Source organism: Brachyspira intermedia PWS/A (assembly GCF_000223215.1).
In the GTDB taxonomy this organism is placed as follows: domain Bacteria; phylum Spirochaetota; class Brachyspiria; order Brachyspirales; family Brachyspiraceae; genus Brachyspira; species Brachyspira intermedia.
This window is the reverse complement of record NC_017243.1, coordinates 807,384-833,516: the sequence shown is the minus strand read 5'-3', so window position 1 is coordinate 833,516 and position 26,133 is coordinate 807,384. Positions and strand designations below refer to the sequence as shown.

General features: G+C 27.0%; 24 protein-coding genes and 1 riboswitch. Of the genes, 14 read left to right on the top strand and 10 right to left on the bottom strand.

The genetic code is table 11. The features are described from left to right. Positions 1-74: 74 nt before the first annotated feature. The 7 genes from BINT_RS03710 to BINT_RS03680 form a co-directional block, all read right to left on the bottom strand. The gene (locus BINT_RS03710) at positions 75-653 is read right to left on the bottom strand and encodes a leucine-rich repeat domain-containing protein (RefSeq protein WP_014487216.1); all 579 of its coding nucleotides are present in this window, start codon (positions 651-653) and stop codon (positions 75-77) included. A gap of 262 nt (positions 654-915) precedes the next feature. Next, a complete protein-coding gene (locus tag BINT_RS03705; RefSeq protein ID WP_014487215.1) occupies positions 916-2,346 on the bottom strand; it encodes an SGNH/GDSL hydrolase family protein in 1,431 nt (476 codons plus the stop codon). 69 nt (positions 2,347-2,415) lie between these two features. Beyond that, positions 2,416-2,970 (bottom strand): GNAT family N-acetyltransferase, encoded by a 555-nt coding sequence (locus tag BINT_RS03700; protein ID WP_014487214.1) that lies wholly within the window; start codon positions 2,968-2,970, stop codon positions 2,416-2,418. A gap of 61 nt (positions 2,971-3,031) precedes the next feature. Then, the gene (locus tag BINT_RS03695; RefSeq protein ID WP_014487213.1) at positions 3,032-3,787 is read right to left on the bottom strand and encodes a class I SAM-dependent methyltransferase; all 756 of its coding nucleotides are present in this window, start codon (positions 3,785-3,787) and stop codon (positions 3,032-3,034) included. An 11-nt stretch (positions 3,788-3,798) separates the two neighbouring features. Next, complete coding sequence (locus tag BINT_RS03690; RefSeq protein WP_041177222.1) at positions 3,799-5,274, bottom strand: MBOAT family O-acyltransferase; 1,476 nt, start codon at positions 5,272-5,274, stop codon at positions 3,799-3,801. A 116-nt stretch (positions 5,275-5,390) separates the two neighbouring features. Beyond that, on the bottom strand, positions 5,391-5,657 hold the full coding sequence (locus BINT_RS03685; RefSeq protein ID WP_014487211.1) for an HPr family phosphocarrier protein: 267 nt from the start codon (positions 5,655-5,657) through the stop codon (positions 5,391-5,393). A 12-nt stretch (positions 5,658-5,669) separates the two neighbouring features. Then, a complete protein-coding gene (locus BINT_RS03680; RefSeq protein WP_014487210.1) occupies positions 5,670-7,532 on the bottom strand; it encodes a BglG family transcription antiterminator in 1,863 nt (620 codons plus the stop codon). 154 nt (positions 7,533-7,686) lie between these two features. Here BINT_RS03680 and BINT_RS03675 point away from each other — a divergent pair, with 154 nt between their 5' ends. The 7 genes from BINT_RS03675 to BINT_RS03645 all read left to right on the top strand — a co-directional run bounded on the left by BINT_RS03675 (position 7,687) and on the right by BINT_RS03645 (position 14,129). Then, positions 7,687-7,992 (top strand): PTS sugar transporter subunit IIB, encoded by a 306-nt coding sequence (locus BINT_RS03675; RefSeq protein ID WP_014487209.1) that lies wholly within the window; start codon positions 7,687-7,689, stop codon positions 7,990-7,992. Between the two features lie 35 nt (positions 7,993-8,027). Continuing rightward, positions 8,028-9,353: a PTS sugar transporter subunit IIC gene (locus tag BINT_RS03670; RefSeq protein WP_014487208.1), complete on the top strand. Its 1,326-nt coding sequence runs from the start codon at positions 8,028-8,030 to the stop codon at positions 9,351-9,353. A 42-nt stretch (positions 9,354-9,395) separates the two neighbouring features. After that, positions 9,396-10,478 carry a DUF871 domain-containing protein gene (locus BINT_RS03665; protein ID WP_014487207.1) on the top strand — a complete coding sequence of 361 codons (1,083 nt, stop codon included), beginning with the start codon at positions 9,396-9,398 and terminating at the stop codon, positions 10,476-10,478. Between the two features lie 20 nt (positions 10,479-10,498). Continuing rightward, a complete protein-coding gene (locus BINT_RS03660) occupies positions 10,499-10,825 on the top strand; it encodes a PTS lactose/cellobiose transporter subunit IIA (RefSeq protein WP_014487206.1) in 327 nt (108 codons plus the stop codon). Positions 10,826-11,011: 186 nt separating this feature from the next. Further along, positions 11,012-11,135: riboswitch (TPP riboswitch) on the top strand. 160 nt (positions 11,136-11,295) lie between these two features. After that, a complete protein-coding gene (locus BINT_RS03655) occupies positions 11,296-12,903 on the top strand; it encodes a peptide ABC transporter substrate-binding protein (protein WP_014487205.1) in 1,608 nt (535 codons plus the stop codon). Between the two features lie 65 nt (positions 12,904-12,968). Next, positions 12,969-13,628: a TenA family protein gene (locus BINT_RS03650; protein ID WP_014487204.1), complete on the top strand. Its 660-nt coding sequence runs from the start codon at positions 12,969-12,971 to the stop codon at positions 13,626-13,628. A gap of 90 nt (positions 13,629-13,718) precedes the next feature. Further along, positions 13,719-14,129 (top strand): rhodanese-like domain-containing protein, encoded by a 411-nt coding sequence (locus BINT_RS03645; protein ID WP_014487203.1) that lies wholly within the window; start codon positions 13,719-13,721, stop codon positions 14,127-14,129. Positions 14,130-14,232: 103 nt separating this feature from the next. Here BINT_RS03645 and purH read toward each other — a convergent pair whose 3' ends face one another. Next, positions 14,233-15,762, bottom strand: coding sequence for a bifunctional phosphoribosylaminoimidazolecarboxamide formyltransferase/IMP cyclohydrolase (gene purH / locus BINT_RS03640; RefSeq protein ID WP_014487202.1), 1,530 nt, complete (start codon positions 15,760-15,762; stop codon positions 14,233-14,235). 143 nt (positions 15,763-15,905) lie between these two features. Here purH and BINT_RS03635 point away from each other — a divergent pair, with 143 nt between their 5' ends. The 7 genes from BINT_RS03635 (at position 15,906) to BINT_RS03605 (ending at position 24,382) form a co-directional block, all read left to right on the top strand. Further along, positions 15,906-17,222, top strand: a complete 1,317-nt coding sequence (locus BINT_RS03635) for an AAA family ATPase (RefSeq protein WP_014487201.1) — start codon at positions 15,906-15,908, stop codon at positions 17,220-17,222. A 4-nt stretch (positions 17,223-17,226) separates the two neighbouring features. Then, positions 17,227-17,859: a hypothetical protein gene (locus BINT_RS03630; protein ID WP_014487200.1), complete on the top strand. Its 633-nt coding sequence runs from the start codon at positions 17,227-17,229 to the stop codon at positions 17,857-17,859. 170 nt (positions 17,860-18,029) lie between these two features. Continuing rightward, a complete protein-coding gene (locus tag BINT_RS03625) occupies positions 18,030-19,133 on the top strand; it encodes a hypothetical protein (protein WP_014487199.1) in 1,104 nt (367 codons plus the stop codon). A 177-nt stretch (positions 19,134-19,310) separates the two neighbouring features. Continuing rightward, positions 19,311-20,195, top strand: a complete 885-nt coding sequence (locus tag BINT_RS03620; protein WP_014487198.1) for a DUF4261 domain-containing protein — start codon at positions 19,311-19,313, stop codon at positions 20,193-20,195. A gap of 221 nt (positions 20,196-20,416) precedes the next feature. Continuing rightward, positions 20,417-20,911, top strand: a complete 495-nt coding sequence (locus BINT_RS03615) for an NADH-quinone oxidoreductase subunit NuoE family protein (RefSeq protein WP_014487197.1) — start codon at positions 20,417-20,419, stop codon at positions 20,909-20,911. 19 nt (positions 20,912-20,930) lie between these two features. Beyond that, a complete protein-coding gene (locus BINT_RS03610) occupies positions 20,931-22,619 on the top strand; it encodes a NuoF family protein (RefSeq protein WP_014487196.1) in 1,689 nt (562 codons plus the stop codon). Between the two features lie 14 nt (positions 22,620-22,633). Then, positions 22,634-24,382, top strand: a complete 1,749-nt coding sequence (locus BINT_RS03605) for an NADH-dependent [FeFe] hydrogenase, group A6 (protein WP_014487195.1) — start codon at positions 22,634-22,636, stop codon at positions 24,380-24,382. A gap of 88 nt (positions 24,383-24,470) precedes the next feature. Here the strand turns inward: BINT_RS03605 and BINT_RS03600 are convergent, their stop codons facing one another. Both BINT_RS03600 and BINT_RS03595 read right to left on the bottom strand, forming a co-directional pair. Next, a complete protein-coding gene (locus tag BINT_RS03600; protein WP_014487194.1) occupies positions 24,471-25,421 on the bottom strand; it encodes a flavodoxin family protein in 951 nt (316 codons plus the stop codon). 247 nt (positions 25,422-25,668) lie between these two features. Then, positions 25,669-26,133 carry a YhcH/YjgK/YiaL family protein gene (locus BINT_RS03595; RefSeq protein ID WP_014487193.1) on the bottom strand — a complete coding sequence of 155 codons (465 nt, stop codon included), beginning with the start codon at positions 26,131-26,133 and terminating at the stop codon, positions 25,669-25,671.

Below are 26,133 nucleotides of genomic sequence, written 5' to 3'. Positions count from 1 at the left end.
TAAATATAAGTATTATTTTAAACATAAGAAAAAAATAAAAAAAGTAAATAATGCGATAAAACATATCATAACTTTTACTGTTTTCTTACATCTGTAAAATTATGTCCTAAAAATGTATCCCAAGCAGAATCATTTATATTTTCAGCATTAGGTACTATTAAAGTTGTAAGTTTTGTGCTTGTAAAAATATCTTTTCCGAAATTTATACTATTTGGAGAAGTTCCTAAATAAATAACTTTACTCAAATTAGGACTGCTTCCAAATGCATGATCCTGTATTGTTTTTACAGAAGCAGGTATAGTTAATTCAGTTAATGCTGTAGAATATAAGAAAGCATCTTCTTCTATTGTCTGAACATTATTTCCTAATGTCAATTTCTCTAATACATAATTCAATTGAAAAGATCTGTCTCCTATAGTAATCACAGAATCTGGTATTGTTAATTCTTTCAAATTATTATGAAGTCCATGAAAAGCAAAAGTTTTTATAGTTTTTATTTTATTTTCAGGAAATACAAAATTTAATATTGTTATTTTATTGTCAGGATTACCTGTAAACATAGATGCTGGTATAGCTTCATTTTGAAAATTAACATCGCTTATATCTACTATAATATTTTCAGCTGAAATTTTACTAGCTTCATTAAGTACCATACCTGATATAGAAGTTGCTTGAGAATAACGCGATTTTGGAATTCCTATGAATACCAGTTTATAATACCCATTATCTTTATAAGATTGTTCTAAATGTTCTTTTATTTGTGCTATTATAGCAGAATCTTCCTGTCCTACATCTATACCGTATTTTTTTATTTCTTCACTAATACTTGGAGAAATAATTGATGCTGAACATGATACAAGTAAAAATAATGGTATAAAAAATAATAAAATTTTTTATGCATATATCTGCCTTAAATTAATAATCTCTTTCTATTACTTCGCTTATAGCATCATTAGTATAAGGCAAATCAAAAAAATCAACAACTTCAGAAGTTATATTATCATATACTATTATGTTAACTCCATTTGTAGTCTTCCTTAAATTACTTCTGCTTATCAATATTCTGTTTCCGCTGTCAATTACTAAATCATTATATTTATTAAGCTCTTTATGATAAAGATAATTAGTTGCCCCCATTGAAGAAAATACTAATTTATTTTTATCTATAACATAAGAAACATTATTAGTATACATTTCATTTGTTATATTAAAATTAGAATATAATCCTTTTACAATATTATCATTTGTAGAATATTCTCCAAGCATATTAATCACTATAGTATAATCATTAAGATTAGTTATTTTTGTCATATAATCATTAATATTTTCTATATCTCTTAATCCCATATCATAAACTTTATTATATTCATATAAAGCATTTTTCTCCCAAGTGTCATAATTTGTATCGCCTCTTCTATCCGGCAAAACAAAATTATCTTTTAAATATTTACCTAAAAAAGAAGTATATTTCTGAACGCCTTTATAATTTAAATGTCCTGCATCATTATAGTCTGTCCAAAAATCCAAATCATAATCATCATAATAATGATTGAAATTCATAAAAGGAACATCATATTCTTTTGCTATCTCCCCTACTCTATTAAAATGTCTTGCCTCATCATCAGTCATAGGAAAAGGCGAAGCTATTACAACAATAGGTATATTATTTGTTTTTGCTAATTCTAATATTTTTCTATAATAAGTTTCCTGCTCTTCAAGTAAAGGCAAAGTATCTTTAATATTTTCTATATCAGGTCTTTGTACTGGGAATGTTTTATTATGAAAAGAATAGCCCTTAAAATATTTATAATGATTATAATTATTGGCATAAGGGATAAAATCTTCATCTTTTAAATCTTTGTATCTGTTATGATATCTGTACATAGGATTTATAAACTCATCAAATCTCTCTGCCGCTGTTACTTTTAAAGATTCAACTCTATTCTTTGACCATTTTAATGCATAAGTGGCTGCTACAATTTGATAATCCACAACATTAGTTCTGCTTGCTGCAACAATATAAGACTCTAAAGCAATTAATTTAGGCTTCTGATATTTTAATACTTCTACTAAATAATGATAAGTACTCCAAATAGGCTGGCTTCCTGAAGTAAAATTATAAGCAGCAATTCCGTATTCATTATAGAGTATAGCAGGATTAACATTATAATGAACATGACTGCTTCCCATAAACATAACATCTATACTGTTAGTTCTCTGTTCATAAAAACTGTCGCCCTGATATATACCATTATCATTTTTGAATCTTAAAACTCTGCTTGAGAACCAGAGCAATGTAATAAATATAGCTATAAAGCAAATAATTTTTATTGTGTTTCTTATCATATTCTAAAAGCCTATTATTTTTATATAAAATTATGTAAACTAAAAATTTAACTTTTTTCTTAACTCTTTTTAATTAAAATACTCATTTTTTAATATAGAGTAAATTGCAGCATCAGCAAGTCCTGTATTATCTTTATAAATGCTTCTTAATACTCCTTCTTTTTTCAATCCACATTTAAGCATTACTTTTCCGGAATTAGGATTATTAATATTATGTTTGGCTTCTATTCTATTAACTTCTACCTCTTCAAAAAAGAATTTTATTAATATTGATAAAGCCTCCGATGTAATGCCTTTATGCCAATATTTTTTCGATATGCAGTAACCAATACTAATCATATCTATACTATCATTCATATCAACGACGGCTATGCTTCCTGTTAAAAAATTATTTTCTTTTAATACAATAGCCCACTGATAAAAATCTTTATAACAATATTGATTAGTCCATTCAGTCAAAATGAGCTTTGTTTTATCAATACTGTCATGAGTCTGCCATATTAAATACTTTGTAACTTCATCATCACTAGCCCAATTATTATACATGTCTTTTGCATCTTCTGTTTTAAATCTTCTTAATAATAATCTTTCGCTTTCTAATTGTATTGTTCCTTTATGCTTCATAATTTTCTTCACAAAAAATATTTATTTATAAAATAATCAACCATATTATACATTATAATAATTATAAAAAACTACATTCAAATAAAAACATATCACATTGATCATTAACTGCAATTTCCTTTTCAAAAGAAGAAAAAGTTTTAACTTGAGTAAATCCAACTTCTTTTAAATACTGCTCCATTTCACCATATTTATAAAGGTGCGTCTGAAAATCCATAAACTCACTTTGAATCAATTCAGTATTATTATACATTTCATAAATTGATGGCGAAAACTGAGTTTGAGTTTTTTCTTCATAATAATTTTTTGATTTAAGTACTATTTCAAAATTTTCTTTTGTTTTGACAGATACAGCAATATTATAATCATTATCATCTATACATCTATTTTTTATTGTATCAACTGCAAAAACAAATTTACCTGTTTTTAAAAGCCATTTTTTTATTCTTATTAGAATTTGTTTGCAAATATCAATATTTGTAAACAATGATACTGAACCTGAACTAATAAATATATAATCAAATTTTTCTTTCGGATCATATTTCATAATATCAGTATGAATTGTTTTTGCATCAGGAAATTTTAATTTTAGTTTTTTAAGCATTTCATTAGACATATCTATTCCTGTTATGTCAAACCCTCTTTCTATAAATGGAATTAGAAATCTTCCGCTTCCGCATAAAGGTTCTAAAATCTTTTTACCTTTTTCAGCATAAGATAGATAAAAGTTTAATTCATCTTCAGGTGCTTTTTCATGCAGTATCTCATACATTTCAGTACAAAGACTGCCATAATAATTTTTTCTAACTTCACTCATTTTTATAACTCCTAAAATTGGAAATATATAAATTGTTTAGGGTCAAAACCTGCACCGTATTTTCCATATATTATAATGAAGAATAATAAGAAAAATATTACAGCCCATCTGAAATACAAACATTGATTTTTTAAAAATTCATATATAGTTTCTTTCTTTATATATTTTATCAAATCAACTAAAAAAAGCACTATCAAAGATATTATAAGTATATTCATTTCAAAATTGTCCAATCCTAATTTGTACAATGAACCGTCAAATAAACGCCATAAATCTATTTTAGTGAACATTCTCTGTATATAGTAAAAAGCGTCATGTATAGTTTCTGCTCTGAAAAATATCCAAGCTAAATCTACTATTATAAATGTAATAATCACTTCAAGAAATTTAAAACTAAAACTTTGTACTTTTACACCCAATTTATTTAAAACATTATTTCTGAATTTTGATGTAATATCTTCTATTAAATAGCATATCCCATGAATAGCACCCCAAGCTATAAAAGTAAAATTAGCTCCATGCCAAAGTCCACTTACTAAAAATGTTACTAATATATTAAAACTTCTTCTTATTTTTGAGCATCTATTTCCGCCCAAAGGTATATAAAGATAATCTCTAAACCAAGTTGATAAAGATATATGCCATCTGCCCCAAAACTCCTTTATGCTTCTTGCAAAATATGGAGTATTAAAGTTCTCCATTAAATCTATACCCATAACTTTGGCAGTTCCTATTGCTATAAGAGAATAGCTTGCAAAATCACAGTATATCTGCACAGCAAAAAGAATAGCTGACAATGCTAATTCTGTAGTATTATAAATATAATATCTATTAAATACAGTATCTACCAATATAGAAGCTCTATCCGCTATTACCATTTTCTGAAAATAACCGAAAAGCATTAAAATAAGCCCTTCTGTTATTCTATGATAATCGAATCTTTTTATCTTATCCATGTTCTGTATTTGACCTAGCAAATGTTTTGAACGTTCTATTGGGCCTGCAACTAACTGAGGAAAGAATGATACAAACAAGGCATATTTAATAATATTTTTTTCTGACTTTATTTCACCTCTGTAAACATCTATAGTATAACTTAATGCCTGAAATGTATAAAATGATATTCCTACAGGCAAAATAATATCAAAAGGCTTCTCTATTAATTGTATATTTAATGCTGATAAAAGCATATTTATATTTAATAGAAGAAAATCAAAATATTTAAAGAATACAAGTATAGCAATATTGATTATAAAACTAAATGCCACTACTATTCTTTTATATTTTAATTTTTCTATTAATATACCGCTTAAAAAAGTTACAATAGTAGAAGTACCCATTAACAATGCATACTTAGGATTCCAAAACATATAAAATATATAACTTGCTATAAAAAGACAAATATATCTTAATTTTTTTGGAAATATCCAATATAAAATCAATGTTATAGGAAAAAATATTAAAAAATCTCTGGAATTAAATAGCATTTAACATAACTCATAATAAAATATACATTTATAACTTATAAAACTACTAATTGTAATATGAATTATATAAAAAAGCTAGTATAAAAATGTGATATAATATAAAAATATTATGTTAATCAAAAATTCAGCTTAAAAAAATTATATATATTTTCTTTTGCAGTATTCTCTAAATCATCATCATTACCATTGATAATTACATCCACTTCATCCCCTACTTTCAATTTTAACTGTATAAGCCCTATAATCTTTTTCAAGTCTTTCAAATTTTCACCTTTTTTTACTGACACTTCACAATTACTGTCTTTAGCTATTTTTGCAAGTTCGCTTAAAGGTCTGGCATGTATATTACTTATATTATTAATAGTATATTTAAACTCTGTCATAAAAACCTCGTTTTATTCTGAATTACTTTTAATAAGGAAAATTAGATTCTCAAAAGTTTTATTCTCTATTAACTTTTTCACACTATTTTCATTGAGAAGAAAATTAATAGTGTATTCATAAAAATTTTTCAAATCATCATTGTTATTCGATACAGAAATTAAAAATACTACCTGAACATTATTCTTCTGCCATAATATAGGCTTATCTAATACCGCAACATAAACAAATGTATCTTTTGTAACAACCTCTATAGGGTGAGGTATTGCTACTAAATTACCAATATCAGTTTCTGCTAATTGTTCCCTTTTCATAACCAATTCATAAAAATTATCAGGTATACTTTTATATTTTTTTATCTCTTCACATATATTTTTTATTATTTCTTCTTTAGTATCTCCTTTTATATCAGTTGTAAACATTTCTTCTTTATAATAGTCTAAAATAATATTTCTATTTAAAGATTCAAATGTATTTTTAACATTAATAATATCATCGCTTTTTAAAAAATTACTTATATAAACTATTGGAACAGGAAGTTTCAAATTAATAGGAACAGTAGAAAAAACATAATCCACTTTAGAAAAATCAAACTCCTTTAATCCTATTAAATCCGCCGCATAGATATTTTCTATATAATCATTAAATTCTTTTCTGTATTTTGTAACAAGTAAATTTGAAGTTGTTTTACCACTTCCGCATACTATTAATATATTCATTTTATTTATGCTTTCTACCGTTTCTTCTAATCCTATTTGAAACAATAATGCTAAATATCCTATTTCATCTTCTGATATATCTTTATTATAATAATCTTTCAATATTGCAGCACTTTCTGAAGCTAATAAAAATGAAAGACTATAATTATTTTTTATATCATTAAGCATAGGATTTTTTTGAAATATATTATACCTTATCCTTATATCCAAAGGTATCATATGCTGATTTAAAAGAAGTATCAAATTGAAATTATTCCTTAAATCTATTTTTAAATTCTTATAAACCATATCAAGCATTTTATCAATTATATCTGAAAATTTATCCTGTATCACAGAATTATAATTTTCATTAATAGAAAATAAATTCTTCGAAGCTATATGTATGGCTATAAATAGAATTTCAGTATCATTAAACTCTATATCAATTTCATTTTGTATCTGATTTATTAATTCTTCTGATAATCTTATTTCTTCAGCTATATCTTTAACAATATCATTTTCACAATCACATATAAATTTATTATTCTTTATTCTATTTATTGAAACATTGATGTACTGAATAAAATTTTCTAAATTAATTTCTGAAAATTTTATTTCATATTTATTAAGGAAATTTATAATTATTCCTATTAATTTTTCATTCATATTATTTTCATATAAGAAATCATTTAAATAATTGCATATTATAAAATTTCTTATATCAAATTCATTACCTATCAATTTAATTCCGTAATTAGGTCTTCTTTCAAGTTTAAGATTATGATATTTTAAATTATACTCCATAATCTTTAATATATTTGTTAAAGTAGTTTTAGATATATCCAAAGAATCGCATATATCATCAGATTTTATATATTCGCTATCTAATTCTATTAAATATTTGAAAATTATCTTAATTCTATAATCCATATCATTATTAATATTTGATATTAAATCTATAGATTTAAAATTATCATAGTTATCGCATATCAATTTATATCCATATCTTGGTTTAGATTCTATCTTTATATTAAGTTTCTGCAATTCATAATTAATTTCTTTAACTTTTGTTCTAATTGTTTTTTCGCTGACATTTAATTGTTTTGATAAGGCTTCAGCAGTTATATATGAATCGGCCGACAACGATGATAATATTTCTTTTATATACTTAACATTCATAAATATAACTTTTATTTGTCATTTTTGTTTTTATTATATACTTTTTAATAAAAAGAAAAAGCTAATAAATTACCATATTAATACTGCAATTTTATTGTTTGAGTTATTTTTTAAAAACATTATCTTTAACATAAAAATAGAAAAGGAGTAAAAAATGAAAAAGATTTTACTTTTATGTTCTGCTGGAATGTCTACCAGTATGATAGTCAAAAAGATGCAGGATAAAGCTAAAGCCGACAATATTGATGCTGAAATAGAAGCTGCAAGCGTTTCAAGATTTGAAGAATTAGCAGACAGTTATGATATATTTTTATTAGGTCCTCAAGTTAAATACCTAAAAGATGAATTGGTTAAAAAAGCTAATGCTAAAGGAAAACCTTTAGATGTTATAGATTTTAAAGATTATGGAAAAATGGATGGAGCTAAAATATTAGACTTTGCTTTAAACTTGACATTATAATTTTCAAATACACAATTACATATTAAGAATATATTATGAATGATAGAATTATTAATTATATAGAAAATAAAATAACTCCAATTGCAGCTAAATTATCCAATAACAGATATCTTAAATCTATAAAAGATTCATTTGATTATGTTACACCATTTTTAATAGTAGGATCTTTCATACTTTTAATATTTAACTTACCTCTTAAAAATGAAAATAGCTTTATATATATGTCTTGGTATGATAATTTCAGTACTACATTTTCAGGGCATTTCATTCAAATATTCAATGTAAGTATGGGATTATTATCATTGTTTGTAGCTTATGGTATTGGATATTCTTTGGCGGGATCTTACAGTTTAAGCAGTGTTACAGGAGGTTTCTTATCTTTATTTGCTTTTTTACTTATATCAGTTAAAGCTAATACATTATCTGTTGCTGGAGATTTTACTAATATATTTTTAGCAGAAGCAGGAAGCAATATAAATGTACTAGATGCAAGATTTTTAGATGCTAAGGGAATATTCTCGGCAATAATAGGTGGAATAATATCAATAGAAATTTATAGATTCTTAGTAAGTAAAAAAATAACTATAAAACTTCCTGATTCTGTACCTCCTGCAATAGCAAAATCATTTGAAATAATAATACCTATAGCTGTTGTGGGAATATTATTCCAAATCATAAATATAATAATACAGAAAAATATGACTATGTTAACTTCTAATTTGATAGATAATATAATGTCTCCTTTATTATCAAAATCAGATAGTTTAGTGTTGGTAATAATACTTCTTTTAATTATACATATATTATGGTTTGTAGGTATACATGGTGCTAATGTGATCAATGCTATAATCAGTATAGTAACATTATCAAATTTAGCTTTGAACCAGGCGGCTTTACAGGCAGGAGAGGCTTTACCTAAAATAGTAGCAGGTGAATTCTTTAATGTTTATGTATATATAGGAGGAGCAGGTGCTACATTAGGTTTGGCAATATCTATGGCATTAAGTAAAAATGAACATTTGAAATCTATAGGAAAAATTTCCATAATACCAGGATTATTCAATATAAATGAACCTATTATGTTTGGCACACCTATTATTATGAATCCTATACTTTTTATCCCTTTTATATGTGTGCCAATAATCAATGCTATAATAGCTTATACGGTTTTAAAAGTGGGTATTGTAGGAAAAATTATAGCTCTTATTCCATGGACAACACCAGGACCATTAGGTGCTTTGATAGCTTCAAATTTCAATATTCCTGCTATGATTTTAAGTTTATGTTTAGTATTCTTATCATACTTAATATACACTCCTTTTATAAATGCTTATGCTAAAACTTTACAAGATAATAAATAATAAAAAAATAATATAAAAGATACAACAGGAGAAATATTATAGATGAAAGAGTTAGGAATATCTATTTACCCTTTTCACTCAAAAATGGAAGATAATAAATCTTATATAGATTTAGCTTCTAAATATGGATTTACTAGATGTTTTATGTGCCTACTTTCAGTAGACAGATCTAAAGATGAAATAATAAATGAATTTTCAGATATTATAAATTATGCCAAAGAAAAGGGTATAAAAACTACTTTAGATATATCTCCGGCTGTATTCAAACATTTAGATATAGATTATAAAAATCTTGACTTTTTTCATAAATTGGGAGCTTGGGCTGTAAGATTAGATTTAGGCTTTACAGGTAATGAAGAAAGTTTAATGACATACAATGAATACGATTTAAAAATAGAATTAAATATGAGCAATGATACAAATTATCTTGACAACATAATGAAATATTATCCTAATACAGATAATTTGATAGGCTGTTATAATTTCTATCCTCATGCATATACAGGACTAGACAGAACACTTTTTAAAAGCAGTATGAAACGTTTTAAAAAATATTCTATAAGTTCATCGGCATTTGTTAATGCAAAAGAAGCTACTTTTGGACCTTGGCCTGTAAGTGATGGTATTTGCACATTAGAAGAACATAGAAATATGCCTATAGATGTGCAGGCTATGGAATTATTTGCTCTTGGTGTTGATTGTGTATTCATTGCTAACTGTTATGCAGATGAAAATACTTTAAAAACATTATATAATATGGATAAAAGATTAATAACTTTTAAAGCAGAATTAGTTAACTCGATTCCCAAAGAAGAAAAAAGTATAGTATTGGATATGCTTCATCAAAACAGATTAGATGCTTCTGCTGATGTTATAAGATCTTCAGATACAAGGGCAAAATATAAGGGACATAATTTCAAACTATTTAATGCTGTTTCAGATATAAAAAGAGGCGATATATTAATAGACTCATCAGAATATGGAAGTTATACTGGAGAAATGCAGATAGCTTTGAAAGATTTAAAAAATACCGGAAGAACTAATATAGTAGGCAGAATTAAAGATGAATATTTATTTCTGCTAGACTATATAAGTCCGGCTAAAAGATTTATTATAAGAGAATAATTTTACGGAGTTTATTACTTATGACACAAGATTATGAAACATTTATGGAAGAAAATGTATTTCCTATTATAGCATTAGCTGGAGAAAGTAAGAGTTTAGCTTATGAGGCTTTAAGACTTGCTAAAGAAAATAAATTTGAAGAATCTGATAAAAAAATGCAGGAAGCTGATAAATTATTACTAGAGTCTCATCAATACCAAACTGATTTAATATCAAAAGAAGCTAATGGTGAAAGTTTTGTAATAAACTTACTTTTTATACATGCTCAGGATCATTTAATGACTGCAATAAGTGAAAAAAACTTAATAAAAGAACTTATTGACATATTAAAAATTAACCATAAATAAATTTTTATTCTCAAACTAATTAAAAATGGGTATTATTTATTTAATACCCATTTGCTTATTTCTATCATTATATTTTCTACAATTAAAAAACATTTAAATTTACATATTAATATAATTACAATAATATCATTTTTTTTAAAATTGCATAATTGAGTTCTTGATATAAAAATAAAAATATTATATCATTTCTCACAATCGGGGAGCTTGAAAAGGCTGAGAGGAAGTTTACATAATTTCATAAATTATTAAAACTTCGACCCTTATAACCTGTTTGGGTAATGCCAGCGTAGGGAATTATCTCTTTTATTATTTTCTTTATACATTTAATAAAATGAGACCTTTTCTAAAGTTGGTCTTGTTTTATTAAATTATATTATCTACAATAAACAAGACTAAAATAAAATTCAATAAAACAAGACAAACGGCGTTATAAAAATCTCGCTTTTATATTTTAATTTAAGGAGCTTTTTATGACTTCAAAACAAAAATTTATTATTCTATTAATTTTATTTGTATTTTTTATATCATGTAAAAAACAAATAAAAAATATCAAAGATGAAATCACTGTGAATTTGGGCTATGAACTTAATACTATAGACCCCGCTTTGAATGATGAAACATACGGATATATTTATATTAATCATGCATTCGAGGGACTACTCAATAAAGATTTAAATGGAAACATTGTAGGAGGTGTTGCAGATAAATGGGAAATAAGCGATGACAGTCTTACATACACATTTCATTTAAGAGATAATGCAAAATGGAGCGATGGAAAAAAAGTTACAGCTGATGATTTTGTATATTCTTATAGAAGAGCCGTTGATCCAAAAACGGCATCACCTTTAAGCTATTTAATGGAATATATAAAAAATGCAAAAGATATAATAAGAGGCAAACAGCCAATAGAAAATCTCGGAGTAAATGCTATAGATGAAAATACTCTCACAATAGAACTTGAAGCACCTACCCTATACTTTACTGATATATTAGCTTCCGGAGGAGTTTATATGCCAGTAAGAAAGGATATAATAGAAAAATACGGTGATGATTGGACTTGGAATCCTGAAACTTATATTGGAAATGGTGCATACAAAATGGTAGAAAGGAAGCCTGATGAATTGCTTGCTTTTGAAATAAATACTAATTATTGGAATTATACTAATCAAGTAGCTAAAAGAATTAATTTTGTTTTAATAGCTGATGAATATATATCACTTAATGCTGTAAGAACTGGAGATGTTGATTTCTCAATAAATGCACCTCCTATTGGAGAGATAGAAAATTTGATAAAAGAAAACTTAATGGCTGTAAGCGATATTATAGGAGTTTATTATTTGGATTTAAACAATAAAGATAAAGCATTATCAGATAAAAGAGTAAGAAAAGCATTATCTCTTGCAATAGACAGAAACTATATAGTATCAAATATAGGATATGGTAAATTAATACCTGCAGAGGCATTTGTTCCTCCTGTGGTAAAAGGACTTGAAAAATCCTTTAGAGATGAAAGCAGTAACTATATAATAGCTAATAATTATAGTAATAATGTAGAAGAAGCAAAAAAATTATTAGTCGAAGCAGGATATCCTAATGGTGAAAATTTTCCTATGCTTGAAGTAAAAGTTTCATCTGGTTTTTATACTACAGTTTTGGAAGCTATTCAACAGATGTGGAAAAACACTCTCAATATAGATGTAATAGTGAGAACAGAGGAATCAAAAATTACTTTGCCTTTCAGAGAATCCGGAAATTATCAAATGGCTAGAACAAGCTGGACAGGTGATTATAATGACCCACTTACAATGCTTCAAATTATGACTAGCTACAGCGATATAAATTACGGAGAATTTTCAAATGCCAGATATGATTCTTTAATAGAGTTTGCTACTACTGCCACAAATGCACAAAAAAGAATGGAAGCTTTGAAAGAAGCTGAATCAATACTATTTGATGAAGTTCCTATTATACCATTTATATATAGAACAGATTTTTTAATAGTTAATCCTAAATTAAAAAATTATGTTGATGAGCCTTTGGGAAGATATAAATTTAATTATGCTTATTTAGAAGAATGATATTTAAAAAATAATATTTAAATGATAAAATAGTAACATTTAATAATAATGATAGGAGAAATAAAATGAAATTTTCAGAAATGGTGTGGAAAAGAAATCAAGATCTATACAATAAAATAATAAATACAAATTTTAATAAAGAACTTATGGATGGAAGTTTAGACAAGAAAAAATTTGCATACTATATAGAACAAGATAGTTTATATTTGAAATATTATTCTAAAGCTTTAGCTATAATTTCTTCAAAAATACACAATGTTGATTATGCATTAGTTTTTTTGAAATCATCTATAAACTCTTATATAGTAGAAGAAGAAATTGTACATAAATATTTCAGAGATACTTTCAAATTTGAAAATACAAATAAAATCACAACTGCTAATTTAGGATATACAAGTTTTCTTATTAATACTGCTCATACTGAAGCCTTTGAAACTGCTGCATCATCTATACTTCCTTGTTTTTGGATATATAACGAATTGGGTAAATACATAAAAGCAAATGCAGAAGTTGAAAATAATCCATATAAAAAATGGATTGATACTTATGCAGACGAAGAGTTCTCTAAAGCAACCGAATATATGATTAAAATCCTTGATAATTTATATGATAATGCCTCTGATGTTGTAAAAGAAAAAATGATAGCTGTTTTTGATATAGCTTTTATATGGGAATATAGATTTTGGAATGATGCTTATAATTTAGATGATTTCCATAATGTATAAAATTTATTTCTATAAGTTTAAATAAATTAATTGCAATTTACTTCTCTGTATGCTATAATATTTATTATACATACAGGGGGTATTTATAAAATGAATAATACTTTAACTTTAATAATAGGTCTTATATTAACATTTATAATATTAAGTGCCGTGAGAAAAATAATATTCAATATAAGAAGCAAAGGTAAATTTAAAAACATAAATGTAAATGATGCTGTTTCAATCTATAAGAATAATAAAAATATAGGTTTAATAGATGTAAGAAGTTATATGGAAGTTCAGCAAAGCGGATACATAAAAAACAGTGTCAATATTCCTTTAGATGATTCTAAATTCAATGAGAAAATGTCAAAATTAGATAAAAACAAAGAGTATATAGTTTATTGTGCAAGCGGAAGCCGTTCTGGTACAGCTTGTATGCGTATGTATAAATTGGGATTTACAAATATTAATAATCTTACTCATGCAGGATATTTTCAGCTTTCATCGTATTTAAAATAAGTAAAAAACATCTTTTTACCTTTATTAAAAATTTTAATATATAAAAAAGTGAAGCTAATGAAAATTAGCTTCACTTTTATTTTATTATCAATTATAAAAATAATTAATGTTTAAAATGTCTTATACCAGTAAATACCATAGCAATACCATGTTCATTACAAGCATCTATTGATTCCTGATCTCTCATAGAACCACCAGGCTGAATTATAGCTTTAATATTGTATTTAGCACAAGCATCAACAACATCTCTGAATGGGAAGAAAGCATCAGATGCCATAACTACCCCATCGCCTGCTCTCTCTAAAGCATCTTCGCAAGCCCAAATTCTGTTGGTCTGTCCGCTTCCTATACCTTTAGCCATAAAGTCTTTTATTACTACTATAGCATTTGATTTAGCATATTTTACAACCTTCATTCCGAATATTAAATTCTTCATTTCTTCTTCAGTAGGTTTTTTCTCTGTTACAACTTTATAATCTTCTATTAAAGTATTGTCTTCATCTTGTACAAGTAATCCGCCGTCAACTTTAACAAGATTAATTTTATCATTAGTATTAGTTTTATATTTTATAACTCTTAAATTCTTTTTGCTTTTTAATACTTCTAAAGCTTCAGGAGTAAAGTCTTTAGCAATAACAATTTCCAAGAATATTTTTATGAGTTCTTTTGCAGTTGCCTCATCTACTGTGCTATTGAAAGCTACTATTCCGCCGAATATAGAAGTAGGATCGCATTCATAAGTTCTATTATAAGCTTCTAATACACTGCTTCCTAAAGCAGCACCGCAAGGAGTAGAATGTTTTATAGCAGAACAAGCATATTCTTTTTTAGCTTCATCAAATTCTAATACTATTTTCAAAGCTATATCCATATCTCTGATATTATTAAATGAAAGCTCTTTTCCATTTAATTGTTCAAAATCTTTCATAGATCCTTTATCTGTAGTAGAAATATAATAGCTTGCTCCCTGATGAGGATTTTCTCCGTATCTTAATTCTTCCTGTAATGCATAAGACATATTCAAATAATTAAGTTTTTTGCCTTCCTTACTTTCTAATGAATTAAACATAAATTCAGAAACAGCAGCATCATAAGCAGAAGTTAAATTGAATACTTTAGAAGCTAAATATTTTTTTGTTTCAAAGCTAACTTCGCCTTTTTCCATTTCGCTTTTTACTAAATCATAATCTTTAACATCGCTTATAACCACAACATCTTTGAAAGACTTAGCAGCAGAACGAAGCATAGTAGGACCGCCTATATCAATAAACTCAATCTTTTCTTCAAATTTCAAATTATCATCTTGTACTTTTTCAAAGAAAGGATAAAGATTAACTATTACCATATCTATAGGAGTTATTCCTCTCTCTTTAATAGTTTCCATATGAACAGGATTATCTCTTATAGCTAGAATTGCACCATGTATTTTTGGATCTAAAGTTTTTACTCTTCCATCAAGCATTTCTTTAGCCCCTGTAACTTCAGCAACCTCTATCACAGGTATATTATTTTCTTTTAAATATTTATAAGTTCCGCCTGTAGAAACTATTTCCACATTCTTTGAAGTTAAAAACTTGGCAAAGTCTAATATTCCATCTTTATAGAATACAGATATTAATGCTCTTTTAATCATTATAAAGCTCCCATTAATAAAAATAATGAATTAATTATAATATAAAACTTGTTATTGTAAAGAGTAATTATTATTTATGATTGTTTTTTGTTAATTTTATGATAAAATGTAATAAAAATTAATAAAATAAAGGTTAAAATACAATGTTTACTTATGTAAAACTTAAAAATTATAAATCATTGGTTGATTTTGAGGTAGATTTAACATCATCAAAAAATAATCCCAAAAAAATGATTATAATTTATGGAGAAAATGGAGCTGGTAAAAGTAATTTCATAGACTCTTTCTTTACTTTATTTGACACTTTAAATACTAAAATATATAAAACAGCCGTAGATGAATTTATGTCAGAAACTTCTGATGATAAAAAGGAATTAGAATTCTTTTTTAATAAGGTATTAAAAGATAATTTTAAAAATTTAGACACTATAATAGAAAAAAGTAAAACAATAGGTTCTAAAGATAATATGGTTTTAGAATTTGGTTTTAAATTAAATGGTAAAAATGGAGTATATTATATTGAAACTGATAATGAGAGTATTGTAAAAGAAAAATTAGAATATGTTTTAGATAAAAATAAAACAAAATATTTTGAATTATCAAATAAAGATAATTACATAAATACATCATTATTTAAATCTGATAAATATTTAAATGAAATAAAAGATTTAGTAGATAAATTTTGGGGCAAGCATTCTTTTTTATCTATTCTTTTATTTGAACAGGAAGATAAATCAAAAAAATACATATCAAAAAATATAAATAATAACATATTTGAAGTAATTAAATATTTTTCATCTATGTCTATACATATAAAAAATGGAAGTAATATAGAAAAAGGAAAAATAAGTATAGATAAAAAATTTATTTCTATTATGGATAATAGTTCTATAAAAATAAATGAAAAAGAAAAACTTAATCATACAGAAAAAATATTAAATAACTTTTTTACATCCATATATAGTGATATAAAAAAAGTATATTATAGAACAGAAGAAAAAGATGATAAACTTCATTATAATTTATTTATAAAAAAACAAATATATGGAAAAATCATAGATATAGACTTTAAATTAGAATCAACAGGTACACAAAAATTGCTCAGATTATTTCCATTAATAATATCATCTATGAAAAAAAATAATGTAGTAGCAATAGATGAATTAGACAGCGGTATACATGATATTTTAACAGCATCAATACTAAAATCATTATTTGTTGATATTAAAGGACAATTTATATTAACAACTCATAATACAACTATTTTAGAGTCAGATATAAAAAAAGAATGTATATATATATTCAATATAGACAGTGAAGGAAAAAAAATACTAGTTCCTATAACAGATTATGAAAAGGAACATCCAAATATAAACTTTAGAAAAAGATATATGAAAGGAATATATTATGGTATTCCAATTGTTTCTAATATAAATTTTAAAGATATATTGGAGGAATAACTATATGTCATACATAGGAAATTATCTTAAAGCTATAGTTATTGTTCATGGAAAATCAGAATTACAAATGTGTAATTTTATAAAAAATAAATTAAGATTAAATAATATTGACATAATATCCAAAAATAATGGAAAACATTCTATACAAATATCTAGTGTAATGAAAAGATTAAACGGTAAAGATATTAATACATTGGATAATTTTAAGAATACATATAATGACTATTTAGAAATAAAAAATCATAAAACAATAATAGACAAAGATTTTAAAATTTTTATAATAATGGATACAGATGACTGTAATAATGATGAAGAAAAAGATAACTTTATAAATAAAAATATGTTTAAAAATTATTGGGCTTATGATTATATACTACCAATATATAATATTACAAATTTAGAAGATGTATTGATTAAGGCTGAAATTATTGATAAAAATGCTATAAAAAACAAAAAAGATAAAAAAAATTATATAAAAATATTTCCAATTACTAAACAAGATATAGAAAGTGATATTAAGCAAATAGAAGAATTTTATAAAAAACTTTTAAAAGTAAAAAATATTTCAAATATGCATAAATTTATTAAATTTTGTTTAGATAACAGACATATTCATAAAAAAACTAATAATAAGTAACCTTTTCTTCATAAGCATTAACACTAATCCCAGCCACCCCAAATCTTTTCTGCATAAGCAATTTGTATATAGTTATCATAATTGTAATTTTATGTTAACTATGTTATAATGAACTTTCATATTATATAATTCAGAAAAATATAATATTTCATTAAAAATAAGGGTTAGTTATGAAACATTTCTTTTCTTTTTGTTTTATCTTTATAGTATTTATATCAAATATATATGCTGATGTAAAAGTAGATTTCAGATTATTTACAAGTTCTTATGCATATAATGGAGAAAATACTTTATGGCCGGATACAAGGACTACATTGACATACTTTGAAAATTTTACCGAAGGAGCTTTTGATATAAAATTCAATGATCTTATCACTTTGAGAGTAGGAGCTTCAGTATTTTTTCCATTCACATTTGAATTTCCTCAAGGTATAAGAGTATTCCCTGTAGTTACAACACAATTATCAAATGAATATATTTCTCTTAGAATAGGTACTATGACAGGCGGACATAATTTACCTTCACCTATAAGAGATCCTTTAATGGATATGACTCCAGTTGTAAGATCTACACCAGATAATACATTAATAGCAAAAGGTCCAGAAGAATATAAATATAATGAACCTTTCACACATGGTTATTATGAATATGGAGCTTCTTTTGAATGGTTTAAAGGCGGAAAAGGAGAAGTATATATGAACTGGCAAATACAACATAATGCTAAACATAGAGAAAGATTTGATGTTGGTATTACTTATGCCATGGATTTTGCCCATGATATAGCAACCCCATATGCTGCTATACACTATTGGCATAATGGTGGACATGAATATGCTTTTGTTCCTGGAAGTCCTGCAATTACAGAAAACTATGTCGGAGCTATAGGTATTAATAGTTATTATTTATCTATACTTTATATGGCTTCTTATAACTTAGCTGATAGAGATAATGAGCCTGGAGTATTCGGTCATGGACTTTTCTTAAGAGGTACAATACCTGTTATGACTTGGTTTGAAATAGAGCCTATCATATTTGTTTCAGGCTGGTATATAGACAAAAAGCATAAGTTTATAAGCGTTGAAGGAGACCCTTTCTATAGAGTGCCTTTCTATTTCGGACTTAATTTAAAGAAAGACTTCGTATTTGATAATGGTATAGTATTAGGGCTTTCTTTAGTTAATGGATTATTCTTAAATGAAAAAAATGAAATAGGAATAAGATACGATCAAAGTTTGCAGTTTGACTTTACATACTTAGTTCCAGTAAAACAGTAATTAATTATTTTTTATTATTAATAGCGATAAAATAGATTATACTCTATATTATCGCTATTATTTTATCATTTTTAATTTTTAATGTTTAATAGTATTAAAAGATATAAACTTATATAATAATAAATTGCTTTTATTAAAAAATATAGTAATATTTATCTTTATAGGAGTTTTTAAAATATGAAAGATAAAAAAGAAGTTAATCCAAATACTAATCATAAAATAGTAAATCATGATGAGGCTAATTTCTCACATGTATATTTTTACAAACTTTTATTTGAAGAAAAACCAGAGCTGCCTAATATAGAATTAATTAAACAGAAAATAAGAAAATATTATAATGATATAGAAATTATATCATCAGATAATGGCATTTACAGCATAGCTATAAATGATTTAAAAGTAAAATATAAAGATGAAAAGGAAGTACCAGCACAAATTTTGATGCCTAGTGCTATGGAATTCGATTATACTTCAATAAGCGATTATTATTATAGTCAAATGTGGGATATAAAAGAAGCTAAAGAAGTTATAAAAAACTGTAATTATGAAATAATGCTTAGTGATTTTCTAGCAGCTGGACTTGATTATAAAGATAGAACAACTCTGCTTAATAATTGGCTTTATACAGCATTACAGCTTTTTGATAATTGTATAGCAGTATATAATGAACAAAGCGGTAAACTCCTTTTACCAGAGCAAATACTAAATAATACTTACCCTAAAGATTTCAGATTCATGCTTTCAGGAGTAAATATAAGACTTTTCAATGTTCAGGATTCTAATGATATTATAGTAGACACTTTAGGAATGTATGCCATAGGATTACCTGATATACAATACCATTTCCATGGTTTAAATGCTAATGATGTTATATCTCATGCTTTGAATATAGCAGCCTATATATTTGATAAAGGCGATATTATAAAAAGCGGCGATACTATACAGAGCATATTTGAAAATGTACAATGGAAATGTCAGTATGAAAAATCTCTTCTAAAACCTCACAGAGAAATTTTGGATATTAATATGCTTGAATACGCATCAGGAAAAAGACAAAATTAATAAAAATACTTAAAAAACTGAATACTTATTGCTCTAAATAAGAACAAATTTACAATACTTAAATTATATAAAATACCCGATAATAGTATTATACAACAAATCCATCAAAAATATGTATATAAAAACATACATAAATATGATATTTTTGTTGAATTCAAATATATTTTTCCTATACTATAATAAGTGTAATTTTAATTTTATTGTATCAATGGAGGTATATAATGAGTGAAGATGTTTCTCTATTAACACAGGAGGAGATTGCTGATGAAATTAAATCACTAGTTGAAGAGTGGAAAGATTCAGAAGGAAATCTTATTATGATTTGTCATGGAATTCAAAAACATTACGGTTATGTTCCTAGAAATGTTGCAAAATACGTATCAGAAGAGATAAATATACCGCTTGCTAGAATTTATGAAATTCTTACATTTTATAATTATTTCACATTAGAACCGCCTGCTGAAAATAATATAGGTGTTTGTATGGGTACTGCTTGCTATTTAAAAGGTGGCGGACAGTTAGTAGAAGAAATAAAAAGAAAATTAAATTTAAAAGGCGATCAAAAATATTCAGCTGATAGAAAATACAAGTTGGAAGAAGTAAGATGTATAGGCTGCTGCGGATTAGCACCTGTAATAACTTTTAATGATGAAGTTTCAGGAAGAGTAGTAGTTGATGATATATCAAAATTTATCAAAGATGAAGAAGCTAAATAAAGACTAATGGAGTATAAAAATGGCAGAAAAATTAGATAGGAAAAAACTAGAAGAATATAGAATTAATAAAGAAAGGGAGATAGGTTTAAGGAAGGGCAGAGAATCATCTACAGCTCATAAATTTCATATACTTGTATGCGGAGGAACAGCTTGTGAATCAGGTAAAAGTGATGAGATTGTAAGATTATTAAGAGAATATGCAGAAAAAAATGGTATTTCTGATGATGTATTAGTAGTAAAGACAGGTTGTTTTGGTTTCTGTAGTCAGGGTCCTGTTGTTAAGATTATGCCCGGAAGAGTTTTTTATACTCATGTTGGACCTGAACATGCCCAGGATATCATAGAAAAACATATAATGAAAGGCGAATTATTATTAAAAATACTATATAAAGAACAAAGAGAACATAGAGATTTCTCTAAAGAAATTAACTTCTATCAAAAGCAAAGAAGAATAGTATTAAAAAACTGCGGAATTATAGATCCTGAAAATATAGACGAATATATAGGAAATGACGGTTATAAAGCTTTATCTAAAGTATTATTTGAAATGACTCCTGATGATGTTATAAAGGAAATGCAGACTTCAGAACTTAGAGGTCGAGGAGGTGCCGGTTTCCCTACTTGGAAGAAATGGAGCTTCACAAAATCAGTAAAAGATGATCAAAAATACATAGTATGTAATGCTGATGAAGGAGATCCTGGAGCTTATATGGACAGAAGTATACTTGAAGGAGATCCTCATTCTGTAATAGAAGCTATGACTATAGCAGGATATACTGTAGGAGCAAATAAAGGATATCTATATATAAGAGCCGAATACGGACTTGCTGTTAATAGGGTTAAAATAGCTTTGAAACAGGCCTATGAATGCGGACTATTAGGAAAGAACATATTAGGGAGTGATTTCTCATTTGATTTAGATATAAGACTTGGTGCTGGTGCTTTTGTATGCGGTGAGGAAACTGCCCTTCTAGCTTCAATAGAAGGAAACAGAGGAACTCCAAGGCCTAGACCTCCTTTCCCTGCAATAAAAGGTTTATTTGAACATCCTACAGTTATTAATAATGTAGAAACATTTGCAAATGTAACTGCTATCATAAATAATGGAGGCGATTGGTTTGCTTCTATAGGTACAGAAAATTCAAAAGGTACTAAAGTATTCGCTTTGACAGGTAATGTAAATGTATCAGGACTTGTGGAAGTACCTATGGGAACAACAATAAGAGAAATAGTATTTGATATTGGAGGCGGAATACCTAATGATAAATTTGCAAAAGGCGTTCAGACAGGCGGACCTTCAGGAGGTATATTACCGGAATCTCTATTTGGTACTCATATAGATTTTGATAATTTGGTTGAATTAGGTTCTATGATGGGTTCTGGCGGTATGATTGTTATTGATGAAGACAGCAATATGGTTGATTTTGCTAAATTCTATCTTGGATTCTGTGTTGATGAAAGTTGTGGTAAATGCGTGCCTTGCAGAGTCGGCGGAATGCAAATGCTCAAAATATTAGAAAAATTTACTAAGAGAAGAGCTAAAGAAGATGATATACAAAAATTAAAAGATATTGCTCTAACTATGAAAAATGCTTCATTATGTGCTTTAGGTTCTACAGCTGCTAACCCTGTAATGTCTACATTAAAGCATTTTGAGGAAGAGTACAAAGCTGGAATATTTACTCCTCCTGTTCCAAAGAAAAATTAAAAGGAGTATAGATAATGGTTAAAATAAAAATAAATGGTAAACAAATTGAAGTTGAAGAGGGTCTTACAATTTTAAAAGCCACTAAAAAATTAGGAATAAAAATTCCATCTTTATGCTATCACCCTGATATACCGCCTACTTCAGCATGCGGAATATGTGTAGTAAAGTTGGCTAATCAAGGAAATAAATATGTAAGATCATGTTCTATGATTGTTGAAGAAGGAATGGATATTATCACTCATGATTCTGAGATTAACACAGTAAGAAAAGGAGTTTTGGAATTAGTATTATCCGCACATCCAAATGATTGTTTGAACTGTATAAGAAACGGAGAATGCGAACTTCAAACAGCTGCTGCTGATTTCGGTGTTAGAAACTCAAAATATGACAATATAAAACAAAATCACCCTAGAGATGAATCTGCCGGAAGTATAGTTCTTAATCCTGAAAAATGTATAAAATGCGGAAGATGCGTTGTTGTTTGTCAGGAAATGCAGAAAGTACATGCTTTAGGTTTTGTTAATAGAGGATTCGATACTTATTTTGCCCCAGGTGCTGTTTCATTAAAGGATTCTCCTTGTGTAGACTGCGGACAATGTGCTGCTCACTGCCCAGTTGCAGCTATATATGAAAAAGACCAAACTAGAGAAGTTGAAGATGCTATAGATGATTCTGATACTTATGTTGCTGTTCAAATGGCACCTGCTGTAAGGGTTGCTTTAGGAGAATATTTTGGACTTAAGCCAGGAGATAATATTACAGGTAAGATTTATGCTGCTATGCGTTTGATGGGATTCAATGCTATATTTGATACAAATTTCGGTGCAGATTTAACTATTATGGAAGAGGCAAATGAATTTGTTAAAAGATTTACTGAAAGCAATGGAACTGCTGTTATGACTACATCATGCTGTCCTGCTTGGGTAAAATATGCAGAAGAATATTATCCTGATTTACTTGATAATATATCAACTTCTAAATCTCCTCATATGATGTTAGCTCCTATGGCTAAAACTTATTATTCTGACAAAGCTCATGTTGATCCTTTTAATATATTCAATGTATCTATAATGCCTTGTACTGCTAAGAAAAACGAAATTAGAAAAAATGAAACTATGTATTCAAGCGGATATAAAGATGTTGATGTTGTACTTACTACAAGAGAGTTTGCTAGAATGATTAAGCACTATGGTATAGATGTTGCAGGAATAGAACCTGAAGAAGCAGACAGTATATTAGGAGAATATTCCGGAGCTGGTACTATATTTGGTGCTACTGGCGGTGTTATGGAAGCTGCTTTAAGAACTGCTTATAATATAATAGCTGGATCTAATATGAGTAATCTTGATTTTGAAGATGTAAGAGGATTAGATGGAGTAAAAAGAGCAACAATAAAAATATTAGATAAAGAAGTAAGAGTGGCAGTTGTGAACGGACTTCATAATGTTGATCCTGTAATGCAGGAGATAAGAGCTGCTAAAGAAAAAGGAGAAAATCCTCCTTATCACTTTGTAGAAGTTATGGCTTGTCCTGGTGGATGTGTAGGAGGAGGTGGTCAGCCTTATGGTCCTACTAATGAAGTGAGAATTGAAAGAGCAGGCGGTTTATATAATGAAGATAAAAACACTGTAAAACATAGATGCTCTCATGAAAATGAAAATATTAAAAAGCTTTATGATGAATTCTTGGGAAAACCTCTTGGAGAAAGAGCACATCATTTCTTGCATACTAGCTATAAAGCTGATGAAAAATATAATAAATAATTATTAAATATTTAAAAATATTAAGCACTATGATTATTAATTTTAATCATAGTGCTGTTTTTATTTAAAGAAAAAGTTTCATTAACGGCTATTTTATAGTATCAAATTTCATTTCTCTGAATCTTTTATATTCTTCTTCTATTTCAGATTTTCTTGACATAAAATTATCCCTTGTATGTATTATCTCCTGCAAATGTACTGCTCTTGCTTCATTTATATTTCTATCTCTTATAAGTCCATTTTCTGCAAGAACGAATTTATATTTTCCATTTTCATCTTTAACTAAATCTCCGCCTGCACCGCAAACAGCACATTCAAAATTAAACTTCACTCCGTCCCAATGTTCTTCACCCGGATATATTAAAGAGGAATGACATCTAGGGCATAATCCCAAATTAGGATCTCCAAGCCATTTTCTCTCTTCAACAGGTGTATTTATTGCTTCAACTATATTGTTGCCCATTTGATAAGCTCTGTCCAAATAATCTTTATGTATAAGAACATTTCCAGGTCTTCCAACACTTTCAGCTAAATACATATCAACAACAGTCATAGATTGAGTAAACATTGTAGCAGCAAGTCCTTCCAAACTCATAGTCTGCCAATCATGTTTAGAACCGCCTACTCCTATAAGTCCGGCTACAGTGTGTGGATCTTCTTTAACCTGCCCTATTTGTATTCTAAATGATAATTCATAAGCTAAAAATCTCTGAGCAAATGATAAATATAAAGAAGAAGGAAGTAAATCATAAGTAGGACATCCAACTATTATTCCCTGACATTGATTCATTACATTTACTATCTTATCCATGTCATCTTTTTCTTTGTAAATGCATCCCTTATACTCTCCGCCTTCTTTAAATATCTTTCCCATAGCTATAGTACAAGATTCACATCCGGAACAAGGCTTTATATTATAATCAAATAGATTGATAAGTATAGCCTCTCCTCCTGCATCTTTTACTGCTGTTAAAGCTTGCTTCACTAAAATTTCGCTGTTTCCATTATGTCTTCCAGCAACTATTCCCATAACTTTCATAGAATATAATTCCCCTTTTATTGAAATATAATTACTGGATAGGCTGCCAGTCTTCGTATTTATTAATATATATTATCGAAGTTTATCGGAAATCTAATATCAGCGAACTGATACAAGCCCTACCTTATTTTTAATATATAGCATACAATATATTTTAATTATTGTCAATATCAATTTAACATATAAAAAAGACTGACACTTAAAATAAGCATCAGTCTTTAATATTTCAATTATTGATTATTAATCATTAACCTTTATAAGGAACTTTAACTATAGCTTTTTTAACATGATTTTTACCTGATTTTGGAGGAAGTCCTACTCTATGAGCATCATAAGGAAGAAGTATTAAAATTTCTCCTTGTGATAAAGTTAAGCGAACAGTTCCTTCTCCTTCCCAATCATGATAATCACTTGCTTCATCATAACTTTTAGGTTTCAATGTAGAAGTATTTGCTATTATAAAATCTTCAGATCCTTCAAATATTATCTGAACATCAACATATTTTAAATGTGATTCCCAAGGCGGATTATCTTTATTATCATATTCTGTAACATTGATAAAAGCACCTTCGCAAATTTCTTTGTCTAGTAAATGCTTACCATTAGGAAGTTTTTTTAATTCATCATAATGATCCCTTATATAATTTTTTGCTTTCCAAATAGAATCATGAAAATCCTGATTGAATTCGCTTTTTATTGGTTTTAATATCAT